Below are 17513 nucleotides of genomic sequence, written 5' to 3'. Positions count from 1 at the left end.
GCCTTCTCTCCTCCCATCACGAAGAGGTTCTCCGTGTCCGCATCCTCCGACTCCCGCCCCGCGCTCGACCTGGAGGCCTTCCCTCCGACCTTCGCCTGGGGCACGGCGACATCCGCCTACCAGATCGAGGGCGCCGTCGCCGAGGACGGCCGCGCCCCCTCCATCTGGGACACCTTCTCCCGCACCCCCGGCGCGATCGACAACGGCGACACCGGCGACACCGCCTGCGACCACTACCACCGCTGGCCCGAGGACCTCGCCCTGATGAAGGGCCTCGGCACCGACGCCTACCGCCTCTCCATCGCCTGGCCGCGCGTCGTGCCCGGCGGCGACGGACCGGTCAACGCCGCCGGACTCGACTTCTACGACCGGCTCGTCGACGCCCTCCTCGACGCGGGCATCGCCCCGTCCGTCACCCTCTACCACTGGGACCTGCCGCAGGCCCTCCAGGACCGGGTCCAGGACAGTCGCGGCGGCTGGACGGAGCGGGCCACCGCCGAGCACCTCGCCGCGTACGCCTCCGTCGTCGCCGAACGCCTCGGCGACCGCGTCACCCAGTGGGCCACGCTCAACGAACCCCTCTGCTCGGGCTGGATCGGCCACCTGGAAGGCCGGATGGCCCCCGGATACACCGACCTGACGGCCGCCGTCCGCGCCTCCTACCACCTGCTCCTCGGCCACGGACTCGCCACCCAGGCCATCCGCGCCGCCGCCCCCGGCGCACGGGTCGGCCTGGTCACCAACCACTCCACCGTCGCCCCCGCCTCCACCCGGCCCGAGGACATCGCGGCCGCCGCCCGCATGGACGGCCACACCAACCGCTGGTGGCTCGACCCGGTCCACGGCCGGGGCTTCCCCGCCGACATGCGCGAGCTGTACGGCGTCGAACTCCCCGAACAGACCGGTGACCTGGAGACCATCGCGACCCCGCTCGACTGGCACGGCCTCAACTACTACTTCCCGGTGACCGTCGCCGACGACCCCGCCGGCCCCGTCCCGTACGCCCGCGAGGTCCGCCTCCCCGACGTCCCCCGCACGGGCATGGACTGGCAGATCGACGCCGGTGGCCTGGAGGCCCTCCTGCTGCGCCTCACCGAGGACTACGGAGTACGCGAGCTGTACGTCACCGAGAACGGCTCCGCCTTCCCCGACACCGTCGGCCCCGACGGCGGGGTCCACGACCCCGAGCGCACCCTCTACCTGGAACAGCACCTGGCCGCCTGCGCCCGCGCCCTGCGCAAGGGCGCCCCGCTCGCCGGGTACTACGCCTGGTCCCTGCTCGACAACTTCGAATGGGCCTACGGCTACGACAAGCGCTTCGGCCTCGTCCACGTCGACTACGCGACGCAGAAGCGGACCGTGAAGACGAGCGGCCGGCGGTACGCGGACATCATCCGCGCCCACCGGGCGGCGCCCACCGGCTGACCGGCAGCCGCCGTACCGGTCAGGAAGGCCGCCCGGCATCGCAGGGGCGGCCTTCCGCGGTACGAGCACCGGGCCCTACGAGCACCGGGCCCTACGAGCACCGGGCCCTACGAGCACCGGGCCCTACGAGCACCGGGCCCTACGAGCACCGGGCCCTACGAGCACCGGGCCCTACGAGCACCGGGCCCTACGAGCACCTGGCCCTACGAACTCCTGCCCCCCATGGCCCTACCATCCCCGAGGCATCCCCGCACAGGAGCGTCCCATGGCCGCCACCACCGATCCGTCTCCTCCGCAGGGCCCCGACGACGCCGACGCGGCGGAGGCCGAGCTCGCAGCCCAGCGGCTTCGGCACGCCCTCGGCCCGGTGGCGGTCGTCCGGAGCACCGCCCTCGGCGGCGGCCTCTACAACACGGCCCGCCTGCTCGAACTCGCCGACGGGCGGCGGCTGGTGCTCAAGACGGCGCCCCGGGCCGGCGCCCCGGCCCTCACCCACGAACAGGGCCTCCTCGGCACCGAGGCACTCTTCCACCGCCTCGCCGCCCGGGCCGGCGCTCCCGCCCCCACCGTCCTCCACCACGAGCCGGTCGGCCCCGGCAACCCCGCCGAGTGGCTGCTCCTCACCCACGTCGACGGGACCACCTGGGACGCCGCCCGCGACCGGATCGCACCGGCCGACCGTGCCGCGCTGCGCCACCGGCTGGGGGAGTGCCTGGCCCGGATCGCCACCGTCACCGGTGCCGCCTACGGCTATCCGCGTCCGTCCGTCGGTCTCTCCGGTCCCCACTGGCCCTCCGCGTTCACCGCCATGCTGCATGCCGTCCTCGCCGACGCGGTCCGGTTCGAAGTCGCCCTGCCCGCCCCGCCGGATCGCCTCGCCGACCTGCCCGTGCGCTTCGGCCACCGGCTTGCCGAGGTCCGCGGCCCCGCGCTCGTCCACTTCGACGCCTGGGAGGGCAACATCGTCCTCGCCCGGACCGGGAACGGCCCGTGGCACCTGAGCGGCCTCATCGACGGCGAACGCGCCTTCTTCGGCGACCCCTTGGCCGAGCTCGTCGGGCTCGACCCGCTCGGCTCGCCCGAGGACGATCCCGACCTCATGGCCGGCTACCGGTCCGTCGCTCCCGGCCTGACCGTCGACACCGGAGCCCGTACACGACTGGCCCTCTACCGCGTCTACCTGGCCCTCGTCATGCGGGTGGAAGCCGTCCCCCGTGCCTACGGCGGGGAGTTCGCGGCCTGGCTCGACACCTGGTCCGCCGAGCGGGTCGCGCGGCAGCTCGCCCTACTGGACGCCCTGGAGGCGTGACGCGCCGGTGTGGCCGGGTCAGGTGGACTCGCGGACGACGAGCACCGGCTCGAACAGCTTCGAGGCGGGCTCGTGGGGCTGCCGGTCCGACTCCGGCCGGCCGCCGGTGAGCTCCTCGACCAGGAGGCGGGCCATCGCGGCAGCCATGCGCTCCACCGGCTGACGCACGGTGGTCAGCTGCGGTTGTGCCCTCCGCGCGGCCACGGAGTCGTCGAAGCCCACCACGGCCACCGAACCGGGGACCGCGATCCCCTCCTCGCGCAGGTACTGGCAGGCGCCCTGCGCCATCAGGTCGTTCGCGGCGAACACCCCGTCGATCCCCGGGTGTTCCTTCAGCAGCCGCGCCATCGCGCGCCGACCGCTGTCCACCGAGAACCGTCCCCGCACGACGGGCACCGATGTCACCCCGCGGGCCGCGAACGCCTCCCGGAAGCCGTCGAGGCGCTCGGGCGCGGTGGGGGCGCTGACCGGTGCCGCGATGGTGGCCGGGCGCCGCCGGCCGGTGGCCCACAGGTGCTCGGCGGCCAGTCGGGCGCCCGCGGTGTTGTCGAGGTCGACGAAGCCGCACCGCGTGGAGTCGTGTGGGCGGCCGAACAGGACCGTGGGGACGTCGGCCGCCACCAGCATCGCGGGCAGGGGGTCGTCCGCGTCGAGCGGGACGACAAGGGCCCCGTCGGCGCCGCCCTGCCGCAGGTACTCCACCAGCTGGGCCCTGGCCTCCTCCGACTCGGCCACCAGCATGACCGGCTGGATCGTGCGCTCGCGCAGTACCGGGAGCACTCCGTCCACCACCCGGCCGAAGAACGGGTCGGAGAACACCCGGGCGGCGAAGGCCCTTCCCGTCGCGGAGAGCACCAGGGCGACGGTTCCGGTGCGGCGTGTCACCAGGGACCGGGCGGCCTGATTGGGCGTGTAGCCGGTGCGGGCGACCGCGTCGCGTACGGCCTGCTGGATACCGGGGGCCACGTTGCGCACGCCGTTGACGACACGGGACACCGTCGCCCTGGACACCCCCGCCTCGCGTGCGACGTCCTCCAGGGTCGGACCTCGATTTCCCACCCGCGCGCTCTGTCGATTCCCCACTTGTGCACCATATCGGGGCTCCGTGTCCGGTGGTGGTACGGCTCCGGCCGCCCTGGGCGCAGGTGACGCTGCGACTTAATGAAAGCCAAAAGAAAAGCGGTGTCGTATGGCTTGACCGTCATCGTGACCGCCGGGCAAGGTTCGGGAGAGCGCTCTCCCACGTTTCCCCCACATACACCGAGGAGCCCCATGTCTTCCGTCGGGTCCCCGCCGGCCTTCCGGCGCCCCGCATCATCCGTCCGACGGGCCACCGTCGGCGCACTCGTCGCCTCGCTCGCCGGCGGCCTGCTCGCCGTCCTGCCCGCCGCGACGGCACAGGCCGCCCCCACCCTGCTCTCGCAGGGCAAGACGGCCACCGCCTCGTCCACGGAAGGGACCACCTACGCCGCGTCCGCGGCCGTCGACGGCAATCTGACCGGAACCCGCTGGGCCAGCCAGTGGACCGACGCCCAGTGGGTCCAGGTGGACCTCGGCCAGAGCGCCACCCTCAGCCGCGCCCTCCTGAGCTGGGAAGCGGCCTACGGCAAGAGCTACGAGATCCAGGCCTCCGACAACGGCACCGACTGGCGGACCGTCACGACCGTCACCGGCGGCGACGGCGGCACCGACGACGTCACGCTCTCCGGCACCGGCCGCTACGTCCGCATGAACGGACTGACCCGCGGTACCGGATACGGCTACTCCCTCTGGGAGTTCCAGGTCTACGGCTCCACCGACGGCGGCGGTCCGACCCTGCCGGGCGGCGGCGACCTCGGCCCCAACGTGCACGTCCTCGACCCGTCCACGCCGAACATCCAGGCCAAGCTGGACCAGGTCTTCCAGGCGCAGGAGTCGGCGCAGTTCGGTGCGGGCCGCCACGCGTTCCTCCTCAAGCCCGGCACGTACAACGGCCTCAACGCGCAGATCGGCTTCTACACCCAGATAGCCGGTCTCGGCCTGCGCCCCGGCGACACCACCATCAACGGCGACGTGACCGTCGACGCCGGCTGGTTCAACGGCAACGCCACGCAGAACTTCTGGCGCGGCGCGGAGGGCCTGACCCTCAACCCGGTCAACGGCACCAACCGCTGGGCCGTCTCCCAGGCCTCCTCCTTCCGCCGCATGCACGTCAAGGGCGGCCTCAACCTCGCCCCCAACGGCTACGGCTGGGCCAGCGGCGGGTACATCGCCGACTCCAAGGTCGACGGCCAGATCGGCAACTACTCGCAGCAGCAGTGGTACACCCGCGAGAGCTCCATCGGCGGCTGGTCCAACAGCGTGTGGAACCAGACCTTCTCCGGTGTCGAGGGCGCTCCGGCCACCTCCTTCCCCGAGCCCCGCTACACCACGCTCGACACCACCCCCATCTCCCGCGAGAAGCCCTACCTCTACCTGGACGGCAACGAGTACAAGGTCTTCGCGCCCGCCAAGCGCGTGAACGCCCGCGGCACCAGCTGGGCGAACGGCACCCCGCAGGGCGAGTCCGTCCCGCTGAGCCAGTTCTACGTGGTCAAGCCCGGCGCCACCGCCGCCACCATCAACCAGGCGCTCGCGCAGGGGCTGAACCTGCTCTTCACGCCGGGCATCTACCACGTCGACCAGACGATCAACGTGAACCGGGCGAACACGATCGTGCTCGGCCTCGGCCTCGCCACGATCATCCCGGACAACGGCGTCACCGCGATGAAGGTCGCCGACGTCGACGGCGTCCGGCTCGCCGGCTTCCTGATCGACGCGGGCCCGGTGAACTCCTCCACGCTGCTGGAGCTCGGACCGCAGAACAGCGGCGCGGACCACGCCGCCAACCCCACCACCGTGCAGGACGTGTACATCCGCATCGGCGGCGCCGGCGCGGGCAAGGCCACCACGAGCATGGTCGTGAACAGTGACGACGCCATCATCGACCACACCTGGGTGTGGCGCGCGGACCACGGCGAGGGCTGGGGCTGGGAGACCAACCGCGCCGACTACGGCGTCCGCGTCAACGGCGACGACGTGCTCGCCACCGGCCTGTTCGTCGAGCACTTCAACAAGTACGACGTGGAGTGGTACGGCGAGCGCGGTCGCACGATCTTCTACCAGAACGAGAAGGCGTACGACGCCCCCAACCAGGCAGCCATCCAGAACGGTTCGACGAAGGGGTACGCCGCCTACCGGGTCGACGACTCGGTCGACACCCACGAGGCGTGGGGCCTGGGCAGCTACTGCAACTACAACGTGGACCCGACCATCGTCCAGGACCACGGCTTCAAGGCCCCCGTCAAGCCGAACGTGAAGTTCCACAGCCTCCTGGTGGTGTCCCTCGGCGGCATGGGCCACTACAACCACGTCATCAACGACACCGGGGCGTCCACCATCCCCGCCGGCACCTCGACCGTGCCGTCCACCGTCGTCTCCTTCCCCTGACGGCCCGCCGGGGCGCCCCGCTGCGGTGCGTCCCGGCCCCCTCACCCCTTCCGGGCGGCGCCCAGTCCCCGCTGCGCCGCCCGGAAGGCGATCCCCGTCCCTTCCCCGCCTCCCCTGCTCTCCGTCCAGGAGCCGCCATGACCGCGATCACCGACCCGACGACACCACGGCGCCGCAGCCGCGCCCGTACGACAGGCTCACTCCTCTCCCTGGGTGCCCTGCTCGCCACCTCCGTCACCTCCACCGCCCTGCTGACCGCGGCGCCCGCCACCGCCGCCGAGACCCTGCTCTCCCAGGGGAAGACGGCCACCGCGTCCTCCTCCGAGGGCGCCGCCTGGGGCGCGTCCGCCGCCTTCGACGGCGACCTCACCGGCACCCGCTGGGCGAGCCAGTGGACCGACGCCCAGTGGATCCAGGTCGACCTCGGCAGCAGCAAGGACGTCAGCCGCGTCGTCCTGAACTGGGAGGGCGCCTACGGCAAGGCCTACGACATCCAGCTCTCGGACAACGGCAGCGACTGGCGCACCGTCAGGTCCGTGACCGCCGGCGACGGAGGCACCGACGACCTCGCCGTCACCGGTACGGGCCGCTACGTACGCCTGCAGGGCGTGACCCGGGGCACCGGGTACGGCTACTCCCTGTGGGAGTTCCAGGTGTACGGCGGCGGGTCGGCGCAGCCCGAGCCCGGCGGCGCCGTCCGGGTGAGCGGGACGCAGGGCGACTGGCGGCTGACCGTGGGAGGACAGCCCTTCACGGTCAAGGGCGTCACCTGGGGCCCGGCGATGGCCGACGCCCCCCGCTACATGCCGGACGTCACGTCCATGGGCGTCAACACCGTCCGCACCTGGGGGACGGACGCCGGCACCAAGCCCCTGCTCGACGCGGCCGCGGCCAACGGCGTCAAGGTGATCAACGGCTTCTGGCTCCAGCCGGGCGGAGGCCCGGGCTCCGGCGGCTGCGTGAACTACGTGACGGACACCGCGTACAAGAGCACCATGCTCACCGAGTTCGCCAAGTGGGTAGACACCTACAAGTCCCACCCGGCCACGCTCATGTGGAACGTCGGCAACGAGTCCGTCCTCGGCCTGCAGAACTGCTACGGCGGCACCGAGCTGGAGGCCCAGCGCAACGCGTACACGACCTTCGTCAACGACGTCGCCAAGAAGATCCACTCCATCGACCCCGACCACCCCGTGACCTCCACGGACGCGTGGACGGGCGCCTGGCCGTACTACAAGCGGAACGCGCCCGACCTGGACCTGTACTCGATGAACGCCTACGGCGACATCTGCGGGGTCCGGCAGGACTGGGTGGAGGGCGGCTACACCAAGCCCTACATCATCACCGAGACCGGCCCCGCCGGAGAGTGGGAGACCCCCAAGGACGCCAACGGCGTCCCCGAGGAGCCCACCGACGTCCAGAAGGCCGACGGCTACACCCAGGCCTGGAACTGCGTCACCGGCCACCAGGGCGTCGCCCTCGGCGCGACCGCCTTCCACTACGGCATCGAGCACGACTTCGGCGGCGTCTGGTTCAACCTGCTCCCCGACGGCCTGAAGCGGCTCTCGTACTACTCCCTCAAGAAGGCGTACACCGGCTCCCTCGCGGGCGACAACACCCCGCCGGTCATCAGCGGCATGACGGTCACCCCCGCCGGATCGGCACCGGCCGGCGGCGAGTTCACGGTCCGCGCCGACATCCGCGACCCCGACGGAGACCCCGTCACCACCAAGATCCTCCTCAGCGGCAACTACGCCAACGGCGACAAGCGCCTGATCGACGCCCCGTACCGCTCCCTCGGCAACGGCACCTTCGCCGTCACCGCGCCCGAGAAGCTCGGTGTCTGGAAGGTGTACGTCCAGGCCGAGGACGGCCGCGGCAACGTCGGCATCGAGACCAAGTCCGTCAAGGTCGTCGCCCCGCCCGTCACCGGCACCAACATCGCCCAGGGCCGGCCCACCACCGCCTCCTCCGCCCAGGCCTCCTACGGCGACTGCCCCTGCCCCGCCTCCAACGCCACCGACGGCAACACCTCCACCCGCTGGGCCAGCGACTGGAGCGACCCGCAGTGGATCCAGGTCGACCTCGGCTCGGCCAAGCCCATCCGCACCCTGCAGCTCGTCTGGGACCCGGCCTACGCCAAGTCCTACGACGTGCAGGTCTCCGACGACGGGAACACCTGGCGGACGATCCACACCACCACCACGGGCAACGGTGACATCGACACCGTCACGACCGCCACCACCACCCGGTACGTCAGGCTCCAGCTCACCGCGCGCGGCACCGGATGGGGCTACTCCCTCCACGAGTTCGGCGTCTACAGCTGACGACGCCGGCTCCCCCGAACGGGCGTGGCGGGGGCCGCGACAGGACCCCGTCACCCCTGCACCACCGCACGGGAACCCAGCACACCAGTCGTGTGGCGTCCACGCGTTCACGCGAACCCACCCCCATGGGCAGGAGATCCCCATGAGATCGAGTCCGAAGCGGCTCCCCGCACTCCTCCTCGGCACGGCCCTCGTCGCCGGCGTCCTCGGCTTCGGCACCATCGCCTCCGCCGCGGGCACGGACGACGCCGGCCCGCCCGCCGTCGCCACGGCCGGCGTCCACGCCGGACACGTCATGGCCGTGTCCACCCGGGCCTCCGGCGACGACGCCGACGGAGACGGCTACATCCCGGCCGTACCCCAGGTCACCGGTGTGACACCGTCCACCGCCACCCCGCCCCCGGCCTACCACCACGAGTTCCAGGCCGGCTGCGCCGTCACCCACACCGCGCCCGACGACCCGATCGTCTACCCGGGCCAGTTCGGCAAGTCCCACGACCACACGTTCATGGGCAACACCTCCACCAACGCCGCCAGCACCACCGGCTCGCTCTACGGAGGCAGCACCACCTGCAAGGCGCCCGCGGACGCCTCCGCGTACTGGATGCCCTCGTTGTACAAGGGCGACCAGAAGATCCTGCCCGTCGGACCGCAGGTCATCTACTACAAGGCGGGTGTCACCGACTACCGGAGCGTGCGGCCCTTCCCCAAGGGCCTGCGGTTCGTCGTCGGAAACCCGATGCAGAGCGCGGAGGAGTTCCGCGCCCACAAGGGCTTCGTCGAGGGCTGGGAGTGCGGTGACAGCTTCTTCAACACCGACATCCCGGCGACCTGTCCGGCACGGCCCGACGTGCAGCTCAACCTGCGTATGCAGGCGCCCAGTTGCTGGAACGGCCTGTACCTCGACACCCCCGACCACAAGAGCCACATGGCCTACCCGGTGGTCAAGCCCGGCACCAACGACAACATGTGCCCGGCCTCCCACCCGGTCGCCCTGCCGATGATCGAGTTCAAGATGGCGTGGCCGGTCAACGGCGACATGTCCCAGGTCCGCCTGGCCAGCGGCCGCGGCTACTCCTTCCACTACGACTTCTTCAACGCGTGGGAGGAGCGCACCCTCAAGGCCATGGTCGACCACTGCATCGTCGGCGGCCTGCAGTGCGACACCCGGGGCTTCGACCTGTACCGGCCCGAGCGCGGTGTCGTGCTGGACGAGAACCACCGCCTGCCCTGACCCCGTTCCCGCCCACGGCCCGGACGCCCTCACAGGCGCCCGGGCCGCTTTCCCGTCCGCCCCTCGGTACCAGGAGGCCCCCGTGACCGCCCCCGCCCCGTCCGTCACCGCCCAGCACGACGCGCTCATCGATCTCCTGCCGCCGCACTTCCGCTTCGGCGCCGCCACCTCCGCCTTCCAGATCGAGGGCGCCACCGACGAGGACGGCCGCACCGCGTCCATCTGGGACACCTTCTGCCGGGTCCCCGGGGCCGTGGACAACGGCGACACCGGGGACACGGCGTGCGACCACTACCACCGCATGCCCGAGGACGTCGCCCTGCTCGCCTCGCTCGGCCTCGACACGTACCGCTTCTCCGTCTCCTGGCCCCGGGTCCAGCCCGGCGGCCGGGGCCAGGCCAACCCCGCCGGCATCGGCTTCTACGACCGCCTGGTCGACGAACTCCTCGGGTACGGGATCACCCCCTGGCTGACCCTGTACCACTGGGACCTGCCCCAGGAGCTCCAGGACGCCGGCGGCTGGCCGGCCCGGGACACCGCGTACCGCTTCGCCGACTACGCGGAACTCGTCCACGAGCGCCTCGGTGACCGCGTCACCCACTGGACCACGCTCAACGAGCCCTTCTGCTCGGCCGTCCTCGGCCACGTCATGGGCATCCACGCACCGGGCGGTCGCTCCCTCGCCGACGGGGTGGCAGCCGTCCACCACCTGCACCTGGCCCACGGCCTCGCGGTCCAGCGCCTGCGGGCCGCCGCCCGCCGCCCCCTCGACCTGGCCGTCACGCACCTCCTGGGCACCAGCCGGCCCGCCACCGACAGTCCCGCCGACCGCGAGGCCGCCCGCCGGGCCGACGCGATCGGCTTCCGCTTCTATCTGGACCCGATCCTGCGCGGCCGGTACCCGCAGGACCTGATCGACGACCTCACCGCGCACGGCATCGAGATCCCCGTCGAGGACGGCGACCTCCCGATCATCGCCAGTCCCATCGACACCCTCGGCGTCAACTACTACCGCTCCATGCGCACCTCCGGAACGGACGAGCGCGGCGCCACCACCGACGCCCGGGGCCTGCCCGTCACCCGCAACCTCCCGCACGGCGGGCTCCCGGTCACCGGCCTCGGCTGGGAGGTCATGCCCCACGACCTCACCGAACTGCTCCTGCGCGTCTCCCGCGACTACCCCGGCACGCCGATGGTCGTCACCGAGAACGGCGCCGCGTACGAGGACCACCCGGACGCCGACGGCTTCGTCGACGACACCGACCGCACCGCCTATCTCTCCGCCCACTTGGCCGCGGTCGCCCGGGCCCGCACCGGGGGAGCGGACGTCCGCGGCTACTTCGCCTGGTCGCTCCTGGACAACTTCGAATGGGCCTATGGCTACGACAAGCGCTTCGGCCTCGTCCGCGTCGACTACGCCACCCAGACCCGTACGCCCAAGTGCAGCGCCCTCTGGCTCCGCGACACCGCCCGTCGGATCCGCCGCGCGGGGTGAGACGGCCACGGCACGCGCAAGGCGGCCCCGGGCGAGGGGAACTCGCCCGGGGCCTCGGCCTCTTCCTGCGGAGGCGGTCACGGGTGTGCGGTGGTGTGGTCAAGCGGCAGGGGAGGAGCCGTGCTCCGTGAGGGTGATGACCGATGCCGGGCAGACGCCGGCGGCGACCCGGACCGCCGCCCGCCGCTCCTCCGGCGGCCGGGCGTCCAGCAGGACGACCAGGCCCTCCTCCTCGTCCTGGTCGAAGACCCGAGGAGCGGTCAGGGCGCACATTCCGGCGCCGAGGCAGCGGTCGCGGTCGACTCGGACATCCACGGGATCAGGCCTCGTCCCAGGTGACCGGCAGCCGGTGCACGCCGTAGATGCTCATGTCCGTCCGCAGGGGCACCTCCTCGGCCGGCACGTCGAGCCGCAGCGTGGGGAACCGCCGCAGCAGTGCCGGCAGGGCCACCGTCAGCTCCACGCGGGCCAGTTGCTGCCCCAGGCACTGGTGGATGCCGTGCCCGAAGCCCAGGTGTCCCGTGGCCTTGCGGTGCAGGTCGAGCACGTCGGGATCGGGGAACCGCTCCGGGTCCCGGTTGGCGGCCTCCAGCGAGAGGGTGACGCTCTCGCCCGCCCTGACGAGCAGGCCGTCCAGCTCGACGTCGACCAGCGCGGACTTCACGCTCGTGTGGGCGATGGTCAGATAGCGCATGAGCTCCTCGACGGCCTGCGGAGCGAGGTCCGGGTCCGCCCGCAGCGCGTCTGCCTGGGCGGGCTCGGTGAGCAGCGCGAACGTCCCGTGGGCGATCATGTTGGCGGTGGTGTCGAGCCCCGCCGCCAGCAGGAAGCCCCCGATGCCGACCAGTTCCTCGTCCGTGAGGTCGGAGTCCCGGGCCAGGTCGCCGAGCAGGTCGTCGGAGGGCGCGGCGCGCTTGGCCGCGACCAGCTCGGCCATGTACTCCTGGAGCCCGACGAAGGCGGCGTACCGGTCCTCGGGCGTCACGTCCATGGACATGATCGTGTGGGCGTGCCCCTGGAACCGCTCGCGGTCGGCGTACGGCACCCCGAGCAGCTCGCAGATCATCAGCGCGGGGAGGGGGCGGGCGAAGGCCTCGACCAGGTCCACGCCCGGGCCGCCGCGCTCCATCGCGTCCAGGCGCTCCTCGGTGATCTCCGCGACCCGGTCGGAGAGCTGCCGCATCCGGCGGACGGTGAACTTGCCGGTCAGGATGCGCCGGAAGCGGGTGTGCTCGGGTGCGTCCATCCCGGTCATGTCGCCGACCGGGGCGGACGGCAGCGGGCCCTCGGGCCCGCCGGGGAACGGATAGTGCAGCAGCTCGTAGCGCGAGCTGAACCGGCTGTCGCCCATGATCGCGCGGACCGTGGAGTGACCGGTGGCCAGCCAGCCGACGTGCCCGTCGGGGTACGTCATACGGGCGAGCGGCCGCTCCTCGCGCAGCTCCGCGAGCCCGGCCGGCGGGTCGAAGGGACAGCCGGCAGCACGCTGTGTGGGGAGCGTGACCGGAGCGCCGGGCTCCGTGGTCTCCCCGGTCTTCACGGTCTCCGCGTTCTCGGGGCGGGTCGACGGTACGTTCTGCATCGTGTCCTCCGTGGTGAGTGCGTGAGCGGGTGCGGTGCGGTGGTGGGGCGTCAGAGCGTGGCCGTGCGGCCGAAGGCGGACCGCGCCCACAGGTAGCCGACGAGCGCGAGGCCGACGCACCAGGCGAGCGCGAGGTACCCGCTGTTGCCGATCCCGGTCCCCATGAGCAGGCCGCGCAGGGTCTCGATGATCGGGGTGAACGGCTGGTACTCGGCGAACCAGCGCAGCCCCGTCGGCATGGAGTCGGTCGGCACGATGGCGCTGCCGAGGAAGGGCAGGAAGGTGAGCGGCAGGGGCGCGTTGCTGGCCGACTCGGGGGTCTTGGCCACCAGGCCCATGCCGGCCGACAGCCAGGTCAGCGCCAGCGTGAGGAGGGTGAGGAGCCCGATGGCGGCGACCCACTCGACGGCGGACGCGTCGGGGCGGAAGCCGATGCCGAGCGCGATGCCGATCACCAGGGCGATGGCGATCATGGTCTGGATGACACTGCCCACGACGTGCCCGGTCAGGAACGCGGCCCGCGAGATCGACATCGTACGGAACCGGTTGACGATTCCCTCGGTCATGTCGACGCAGACACCGACCGCGGTGGCCACCGCCCCGGCCGTCGCGGCCATCAGGATGATGCCGGGGGCGACGTAGTCGATGTACTCCCCGCCGCCGGTGGGCGCGCCGGCGATCCCGCTGCCGAGGGCGCCCCCGAAGGCGTAGTTGAACAGCAGCAGCATCATCACCGGCATGACGACGGTGGAGAGGGTCATCGACGGGTAGCGCATGGCGTGCTTGAGATTGCGCCGCAGCATCGTGAGGGAGTCGGCGGCGGCGTACGAGAGGGAGCTCATCGGGTCATCTCCGTGGCGGTGCCGGGCGGGCCGTGCCCGGTGAGGTTCAGGAACACGTCGTCGAGGTCGGGCGTGTGCACGGTCAGCGTCTCGGCCCGGACGGCCGCGCCGTCGAGGACGTCCAGCACGGCCCGCAGGGTGGCGATCCCGCCGTCACTGGGGATGCGCAGCGTGAGCTCCTCCGGGTCCCGGGCCGCCGCGCCGAAGTGACGTGCCGCGGTGTCGAGTTCGTCCGGCGTCGCGAACCGGAGGCGGATGTGGCCGCCGGGGACGATGCGCTTGAGCTCCTCGGAGGTGCCCTCGGCGACGAGCCGGCCCTGGTCGAGGACGGCGATGCGGTCGGCGAGCTGGTCGGCCTCCTCCAGGTACTGCGTGGTGAGGAAGATCGTCACGCCGTCGTCGACGACCAGCTCGCGGATGATCTCCCACATGGTGCGGCGGCTGCGGGGGTCGAGCCCGGTGGTCGGTTCGTCGAGGAAGATGATCCGGGGGTCGCCGACCAGGGTCATCGCGAGGTCGAGCTTGCGGCGCATGCCGCCGGACAGGGTGCTGACGGGCTTGCGGGCGGCCTCGGTGAGGTCGAACCGCCGCAGGAGCTCGGCGGCGCGCCGTCTGCCCTCGGGCCGGGGCAGGTGCCGGAGGTCGGCCATGAGGAGCAGGTTCTCCTCGGCGGTGAGGAGGTTGTCGACGGCTGCGAACTGGCCGGTCACCCCGATGGCGGCCCGGACGCGTTCGGGCCGTTCGGCGAGGTCGTGGCCGGCGACCCGGGCCCGGCCGCCGTCGGGGGCGATCAGCGTGGAGAGGATCTGGACGGTGGTGGTCTTGCCGGCGCCGTTGGGGCCGAGCAGGGCGAAGACCGTGCCCTCGGGGATGGTGAGGTCGATGCCGTCGAGGACGACCTTGTCCCCGTAGGACTTGCGCAGCCCGAGGGCGGAGATCGCCGGGGCGGTGGCCAGGGCGGTGAGGGGTGTCGCGGTCATGGCGTGCGTCTCCCTGTGCTGGTGTGATGTGACATGGCACATGTGAAATTGCCTGCCCGGTTGCGGGTCGCCACTGTGAGGGTGGCGACGGCGAGGCCGGGGGAAAGGCTGGGGGCCGGGGGGAGGCCGGGGTCTGGGGGAGGCTGGGGGGCCGGGGGAGGTGCGACCCGGGAGCGAGCGGGCTCTGGAGGGGTCAGCTCGGGAGCGAGCGGGCTCGGGAGGGGCCAGGCCCCGGAGCGAACAGGCTCGGGAGGGGTCAGGCGCGGGAGTGAGCGGGCTCGGGAGGGGTCAGGCTCGGGAGTGAGCGGGCTCGGGAGGGGTCAGGCGCGGCGGATCACGATGTCGCCCACGCCGGTGCGGGCGTGGATCTCGACGGTCTCCTCGGACGTGTCGGGCCCCTCGGCGGCGCCGAGCCCGTTGCGCACGGCGCCCACCCGGGTGTTGACGTCCAGCCACGCCGCCGTGGACTCGCGTACGCCGATCTCCACGTCGTGCGCGGCGGCCTGGAGCCGGATCACGCCCCGGACCACCTCGTCGATGCGGATGGCGCCGTTGGCGGACCGGGCGTCCACGGAGGCGTGGGCGAGGCCGACGGTGATGCGGCCGTTGGCGGAGTTGGCCTTGAGCGCGCCGGTGATCTCGCCGATCGCGATCTCGCCGTTGCCGTTCTTGACGACGGCCGGGCCCGTGATCTCGTCGCACTCGATCCGGCCCTGCCCGTGGATCTCCGCCCGGCCGGTCGCGCGGTGGACGTGGATGTCACCGTGGCCGGTCCGCAGGTGGGTGACGCCCGCCTCGGCGAGCCGGATGTCACCGAGCGAGGCCTTCACCCGGCACTCCCCGAGCGGCCCCTCGCCGGTGAAGTCCCCGATGGAGGCGGTGCCGTTGAGACGCGAGCCGGCGGGCAGTTCGACGGTGATCTCGATCGAGCCGTGCTTGCCGAAGGGGGAGCGCTTGCGGGGCCCCTTCACGGTCAGGGTGCCGTTGGCGTACGTGACCTTGGTCTGCTGTGCGACGCGGACGTCGACGTCCTCGGCGCCGTTGCTCGGCAGGACCTCGACGACCGTGTCCTTCCGCTCGCTCGCCACGAGGCGCGCGGTGCCGACCTCGAAGTCCAGGATCGCGGTGATGGGCTCGGGCGTTTCGTAAGAAGGCATGGCTGTCCCGTCCTCTTGGCTCTGGTGGGTGTTCGCGCAGGTGGTGCGGGTGATGGTGGGGTGGGGTCCGGCTAGGGGGTGTCGTCAAATTCCCGTCGTCGCCCGAAGGGCGGCCCTGCGGCGTCTGGTGCGTGCTCTCGGCGTGCCGGGTGGAAGCCCACGTACTGGACGTACGTGGGCTTTCGCCCGGTGCGGCGAGAGTGCGTGCCAGACGTTGAGGGGCAGACGGGAATTTGACGACACCCCCTAGCGGACCCAGCCCCGGTAGCTCTGGCCGACGGGGCTGGGCCGCGGCGCGGGCTGGGCCGCTCCCGCGGGTTCCAGGGCCACGGCGACCGCCCGGACGAGCCAGGCGTTGACGGACAGGCCCTCCTTGCCGGCGGCGTCCTCCACCCGGGCCTTCAGGTGGGCAGGGAGGCGGAAGTTGATGCGGGCGGTGCCCCCGTCGTCACCGTCCCCGACGGGCGGCGCCACCAGGGGGGAAGGTGGTGCCATCGGTGCTGCCATGGTGGCGGCGGCGTCGTGCGGAGCCTCGGTCCCGAACGGGGACGTCACCACGAACTCGGGGTCCGTCCCCCGCAGCCGTACGTCGACCGAGCCCGGCGCCAGCTCACGGGTGATCTCCTCCGAGGCCGCGGACAGGGCGTTCAGGAGCGTCAGGCGGGCGGCCGATTCCAGGGGGGCGGTCAGCCGCTCGGCCAGGGCGCGCGCCTCGTCGCCGCCGGCGTTGGCGGCGACCGCGAGCTCGCTGCGGAGGTGCTCGACGTAGGGAGTCAGGTCCATGAGGAGATAGTGGCACCACTGTGGCGCCATTGCAAGTCCCTGTGGCGCCATATGGCGCCGTGTGGCGCCAACCTGCGTCAACCTGCGCCATGTGGTGGCGGCTCGCCCCCGCGGAGTGTGCTCGGGACGGGCTACTCGGCGTGCTGTCGGCGCACCATCTCCGCGATCCAGGCGGGCGCGAACGGCGACGTGCAGCCCGGGGGAGTGGGGTAGTCCTTCAGCACCTGCAGGCGTTCACCGATGCCGATCGCACGGGTGCGGAACTCGGGGTGCTCGATCCCGATCTGGGCCAGGCAGTGGTTCATCGCCCACTGGAGCCGGTCCGGGGCGTCCTTCATCTCCGCCTCGACGACGTCGAGCAGCCCCGCGAGGTCGAGACCCTCGGGCTTCTTCGCCACGCGCTCGGTGGTCAGCGCCCAGCCGGCGCTCGCGACCACGGGATCCGGATCGGCGGTCCAGGCCAGGCGCAGCTCCTCGGCGTGCGGGCTCTTCTTCACCACGTAGTTCACGAGCCAGTCGTGCACCTTCGGCGTGCGCGCCTCGCGCAGCATGGTGTCCAGCTCCTCCAGCCCGAACGCCTTCGGGCGGCAGATCAGGAGCGACAGCAGGCGCGCCGCCGTGTCGTCCGTCGCCCACAGCCGGTAGGAGAGTTCCTGCTGGGTCTTGAGCCGCTTCGCGAGCGCCCGCAGCTTGCCGAGGTTCACGCCGTGGTCGTCGCCGTGCCGCTCGTTCACCGCGCGGATCTTCGGGTCCTCGAGCCCGGCCAGCTCGGCCAGCACATCGGCCACCGTCGCGTCGGTCACCACGGCCTCGGCCGCCTTCGTCCCGCTCACCTCGGACCTCCCGTCCCGCGTGTCGCGCCTGTCGCGCTCGTCCGGTCCTCAGCCTAAGCCGGAGCCGGAGCCGGAGCC

The 17513-nt window shown here is 72.2% G+C and carries 14 protein-coding genes; 6 read left to right on the top strand and 8 right to left on the bottom strand.

What is annotated here, in order from left to right:
- Positions 1 to 33: 33 nt before the first annotated feature.
- Together IE124_RS18805 and IE124_RS18800 are read left to right on the top strand one after the other, a co-directional pair.
- The gene (locus IE124_RS18805) at positions 34 to 1425 is read left to right on the top strand and encodes a GH1 family beta-glucosidase (protein ID WP_189508941.1); all 1392 of its coding nucleotides are present in this window, start codon (positions 34 to 36) and stop codon (positions 1423 to 1425) included.
- Between the two features lie 265 nt (positions 1426 to 1690).
- Positions 1691 to 2734 (top strand): phosphotransferase family protein, encoded by a 1044-nt coding sequence (locus IE124_RS18800; protein WP_189508939.1) that lies wholly within the window; start codon positions 1691 to 1693, stop codon positions 2732 to 2734.
- A gap of 18 nt (positions 2735 to 2752) precedes the next feature.
- On the opposite strand, the gene IE124_RS18795 is transcribed toward IE124_RS18800, so the two are convergent.
- On the bottom strand, positions 2753 to 3793 hold the full coding sequence (locus tag IE124_RS18795; RefSeq protein ID WP_189508936.1) for a LacI family DNA-binding transcriptional regulator: 1041 nt from the start codon (positions 3791 to 3793) through the stop codon (positions 2753 to 2755).
- Between the two features lie 213 nt (positions 3794 to 4006).
- Here IE124_RS18795 and IE124_RS18790 point away from each other — a divergent pair, with 213 nt between their 5' ends.
- From IE124_RS18790 to IE124_RS18775, 4 genes are all read left to right on the top strand, one after another.
- Complete coding sequence (locus IE124_RS18790) at positions 4007 to 6202, top strand: discoidin domain-containing protein (RefSeq protein ID WP_189508934.1); 2196 nt, start codon at positions 4007 to 4009, stop codon at positions 6200 to 6202.
- 137 nt (positions 6203 to 6339) lie between these two features.
- Positions 6340 to 8529, top strand: coding sequence for a discoidin domain-containing protein (locus IE124_RS18785; protein ID WP_189508932.1), 2190 nt, complete (start codon positions 6340 to 6342; stop codon positions 8527 to 8529).
- A gap of 142 nt (positions 8530 to 8671) precedes the next feature.
- Positions 8672 to 9763, top strand: coding sequence for a DUF1996 domain-containing protein (locus tag IE124_RS18780; RefSeq protein ID WP_189508930.1), 1092 nt, complete (start codon positions 8672 to 8674; stop codon positions 9761 to 9763).
- 82 nt (positions 9764 to 9845) lie between these two features.
- Entirely contained in the window at positions 9846 to 11258 is a 1413-nt protein-coding gene (locus IE124_RS18775; protein ID WP_189508928.1) for a GH1 family beta-glucosidase, read from the top strand.
- A 99-nt stretch (positions 11259 to 11357) separates the two neighbouring features.
- On the opposite strand, the gene IE124_RS18770 is transcribed toward IE124_RS18775, so the two are convergent.
- The 7 genes from IE124_RS18770 to IE124_RS18740 all read right to left on the bottom strand — a co-directional run bounded on the left by IE124_RS18770 (position 11358) and on the right by IE124_RS18740 (position 17435).
- Positions 11358 to 11573 carry a ferredoxin gene (locus IE124_RS18770; RefSeq protein ID WP_189508926.1) on the bottom strand — a complete coding sequence of 72 codons (216 nt, stop codon included), beginning with the start codon at positions 11571 to 11573 and terminating at the stop codon, positions 11358 to 11360.
- A 4-nt stretch (positions 11574 to 11577) separates the two neighbouring features.
- Positions 11578 to 12840, bottom strand: coding sequence for a cytochrome P450 (locus IE124_RS18765; protein WP_189508924.1), 1263 nt, complete (start codon positions 12838 to 12840; stop codon positions 11578 to 11580).
- A 50-nt stretch (positions 12841 to 12890) separates the two neighbouring features.
- On the bottom strand, positions 12891 to 13682 hold the full coding sequence (locus IE124_RS18760) for an ABC transporter permease (RefSeq protein ID WP_189508922.1): 792 nt from the start codon (positions 13680 to 13682) through the stop codon (positions 12891 to 12893).
- The gene (locus tag IE124_RS18755; protein WP_189508920.1) at positions 13679 to 14662 is read right to left on the bottom strand and encodes an ATP-binding cassette domain-containing protein; all 984 of its coding nucleotides are present in this window, start codon (positions 14660 to 14662) and stop codon (positions 13679 to 13681) included. The genes IE124_RS18760 and IE124_RS18755 overlap by 4 nt, the downstream gene beginning before the upstream one ends.
- 320 nt (positions 14663 to 14982) lie before the next feature.
- Complete coding sequence (locus IE124_RS18750) at positions 14983 to 15819, bottom strand: DUF4097 family beta strand repeat-containing protein (RefSeq protein ID WP_189508918.1); 837 nt, start codon at positions 15817 to 15819, stop codon at positions 14983 to 14985.
- A 246-nt stretch (positions 15820 to 16065) separates the two neighbouring features.
- Positions 16066 to 16602 carry a hypothetical protein gene (locus IE124_RS18745; RefSeq protein ID WP_189508916.1) on the bottom strand — a complete coding sequence of 179 codons (537 nt, stop codon included), beginning with the start codon at positions 16600 to 16602 and terminating at the stop codon, positions 16066 to 16068.
- A gap of 131 nt (positions 16603 to 16733) precedes the next feature.
- The gene (locus IE124_RS18740) at positions 16734 to 17435 is read right to left on the bottom strand and encodes a DNA alkylation repair protein (RefSeq protein ID WP_370468780.1); all 702 of its coding nucleotides are present in this window, start codon (positions 17433 to 17435) and stop codon (positions 16734 to 16736) included.
- Positions 17436 to 17513 lie beyond the last annotated feature (78 nt).

The sequence above is a fragment of the Streptomyces narbonensis genome, from assembly GCF_014649015.1.
In the GTDB taxonomy this organism is placed as follows: Bacteria; Actinomycetota; Actinomycetes; order Streptomycetales; family Streptomycetaceae; genus Streptomyces; species Streptomyces narbonensis.
Note: the sequence above shows the minus strand (reverse complement) of the source record. Positions and strands in the feature narration are given on the sequence as shown.

What these genes read in the sequence shown, in the direction of transcription:
- IE124_RS18800 (WP_189508939.1), top strand. Translation starts at nt 1,691, where the DNA reads ATGGCCGCCACCACCGATCCGTCTCCTCCGCAGGGCCCCGACGACGCC.
- IE124_RS18790 (WP_189508934.1), top strand. Translation starts at nt 4,007, where the DNA reads ATGTCTTCCGTCGGGTCCCCGCCGGCCTTCCGGCGCCCCGCATCATCC.
- IE124_RS18785 (WP_189508932.1), top strand. Translation starts at nt 6,340, where the DNA reads ATGACCGCGATCACCGACCCGACGACACCACGGCGCCGCAGCCGCGCC.
- IE124_RS18780 (WP_189508930.1), top strand. Translation starts at nt 8,672, where the DNA reads ATGAGATCGAGTCCGAAGCGGCTCCCCGCACTCCTCCTCGGCACGGCC.
- IE124_RS18765 (WP_189508924.1), bottom strand. Translation starts at nt 12,840, where the DNA reads ATGCAGAACGTACCGTCGACCCGCCCCGAGAACGCGGAGACCGTGAAG.
- IE124_RS18760 (WP_189508922.1), bottom strand. Translation starts at nt 13,682, where the DNA reads ATGAGCTCCCTCTCGTACGCCGCCGCCGACTCCCTCACGATGCTGCGG.
- IE124_RS18755 (WP_189508920.1), bottom strand. Translation starts at nt 14,662, where the DNA reads ATGACCGCGACACCCCTCACCGCCCTGGCCACCGCCCCGGCGATCTCC.
- IE124_RS18750 (WP_189508918.1), bottom strand. Translation starts at nt 15,819, where the DNA reads ATGCCTTCTTACGAAACGCCCGAGCCCATCACCGCGATCCTGGACTTC.
- IE124_RS18745 (WP_189508916.1), bottom strand. Translation starts at nt 16,602, where the DNA reads ATGGACCTGACTCCCTACGTCGAGCACCTCCGCAGCGAGCTCGCGGTC.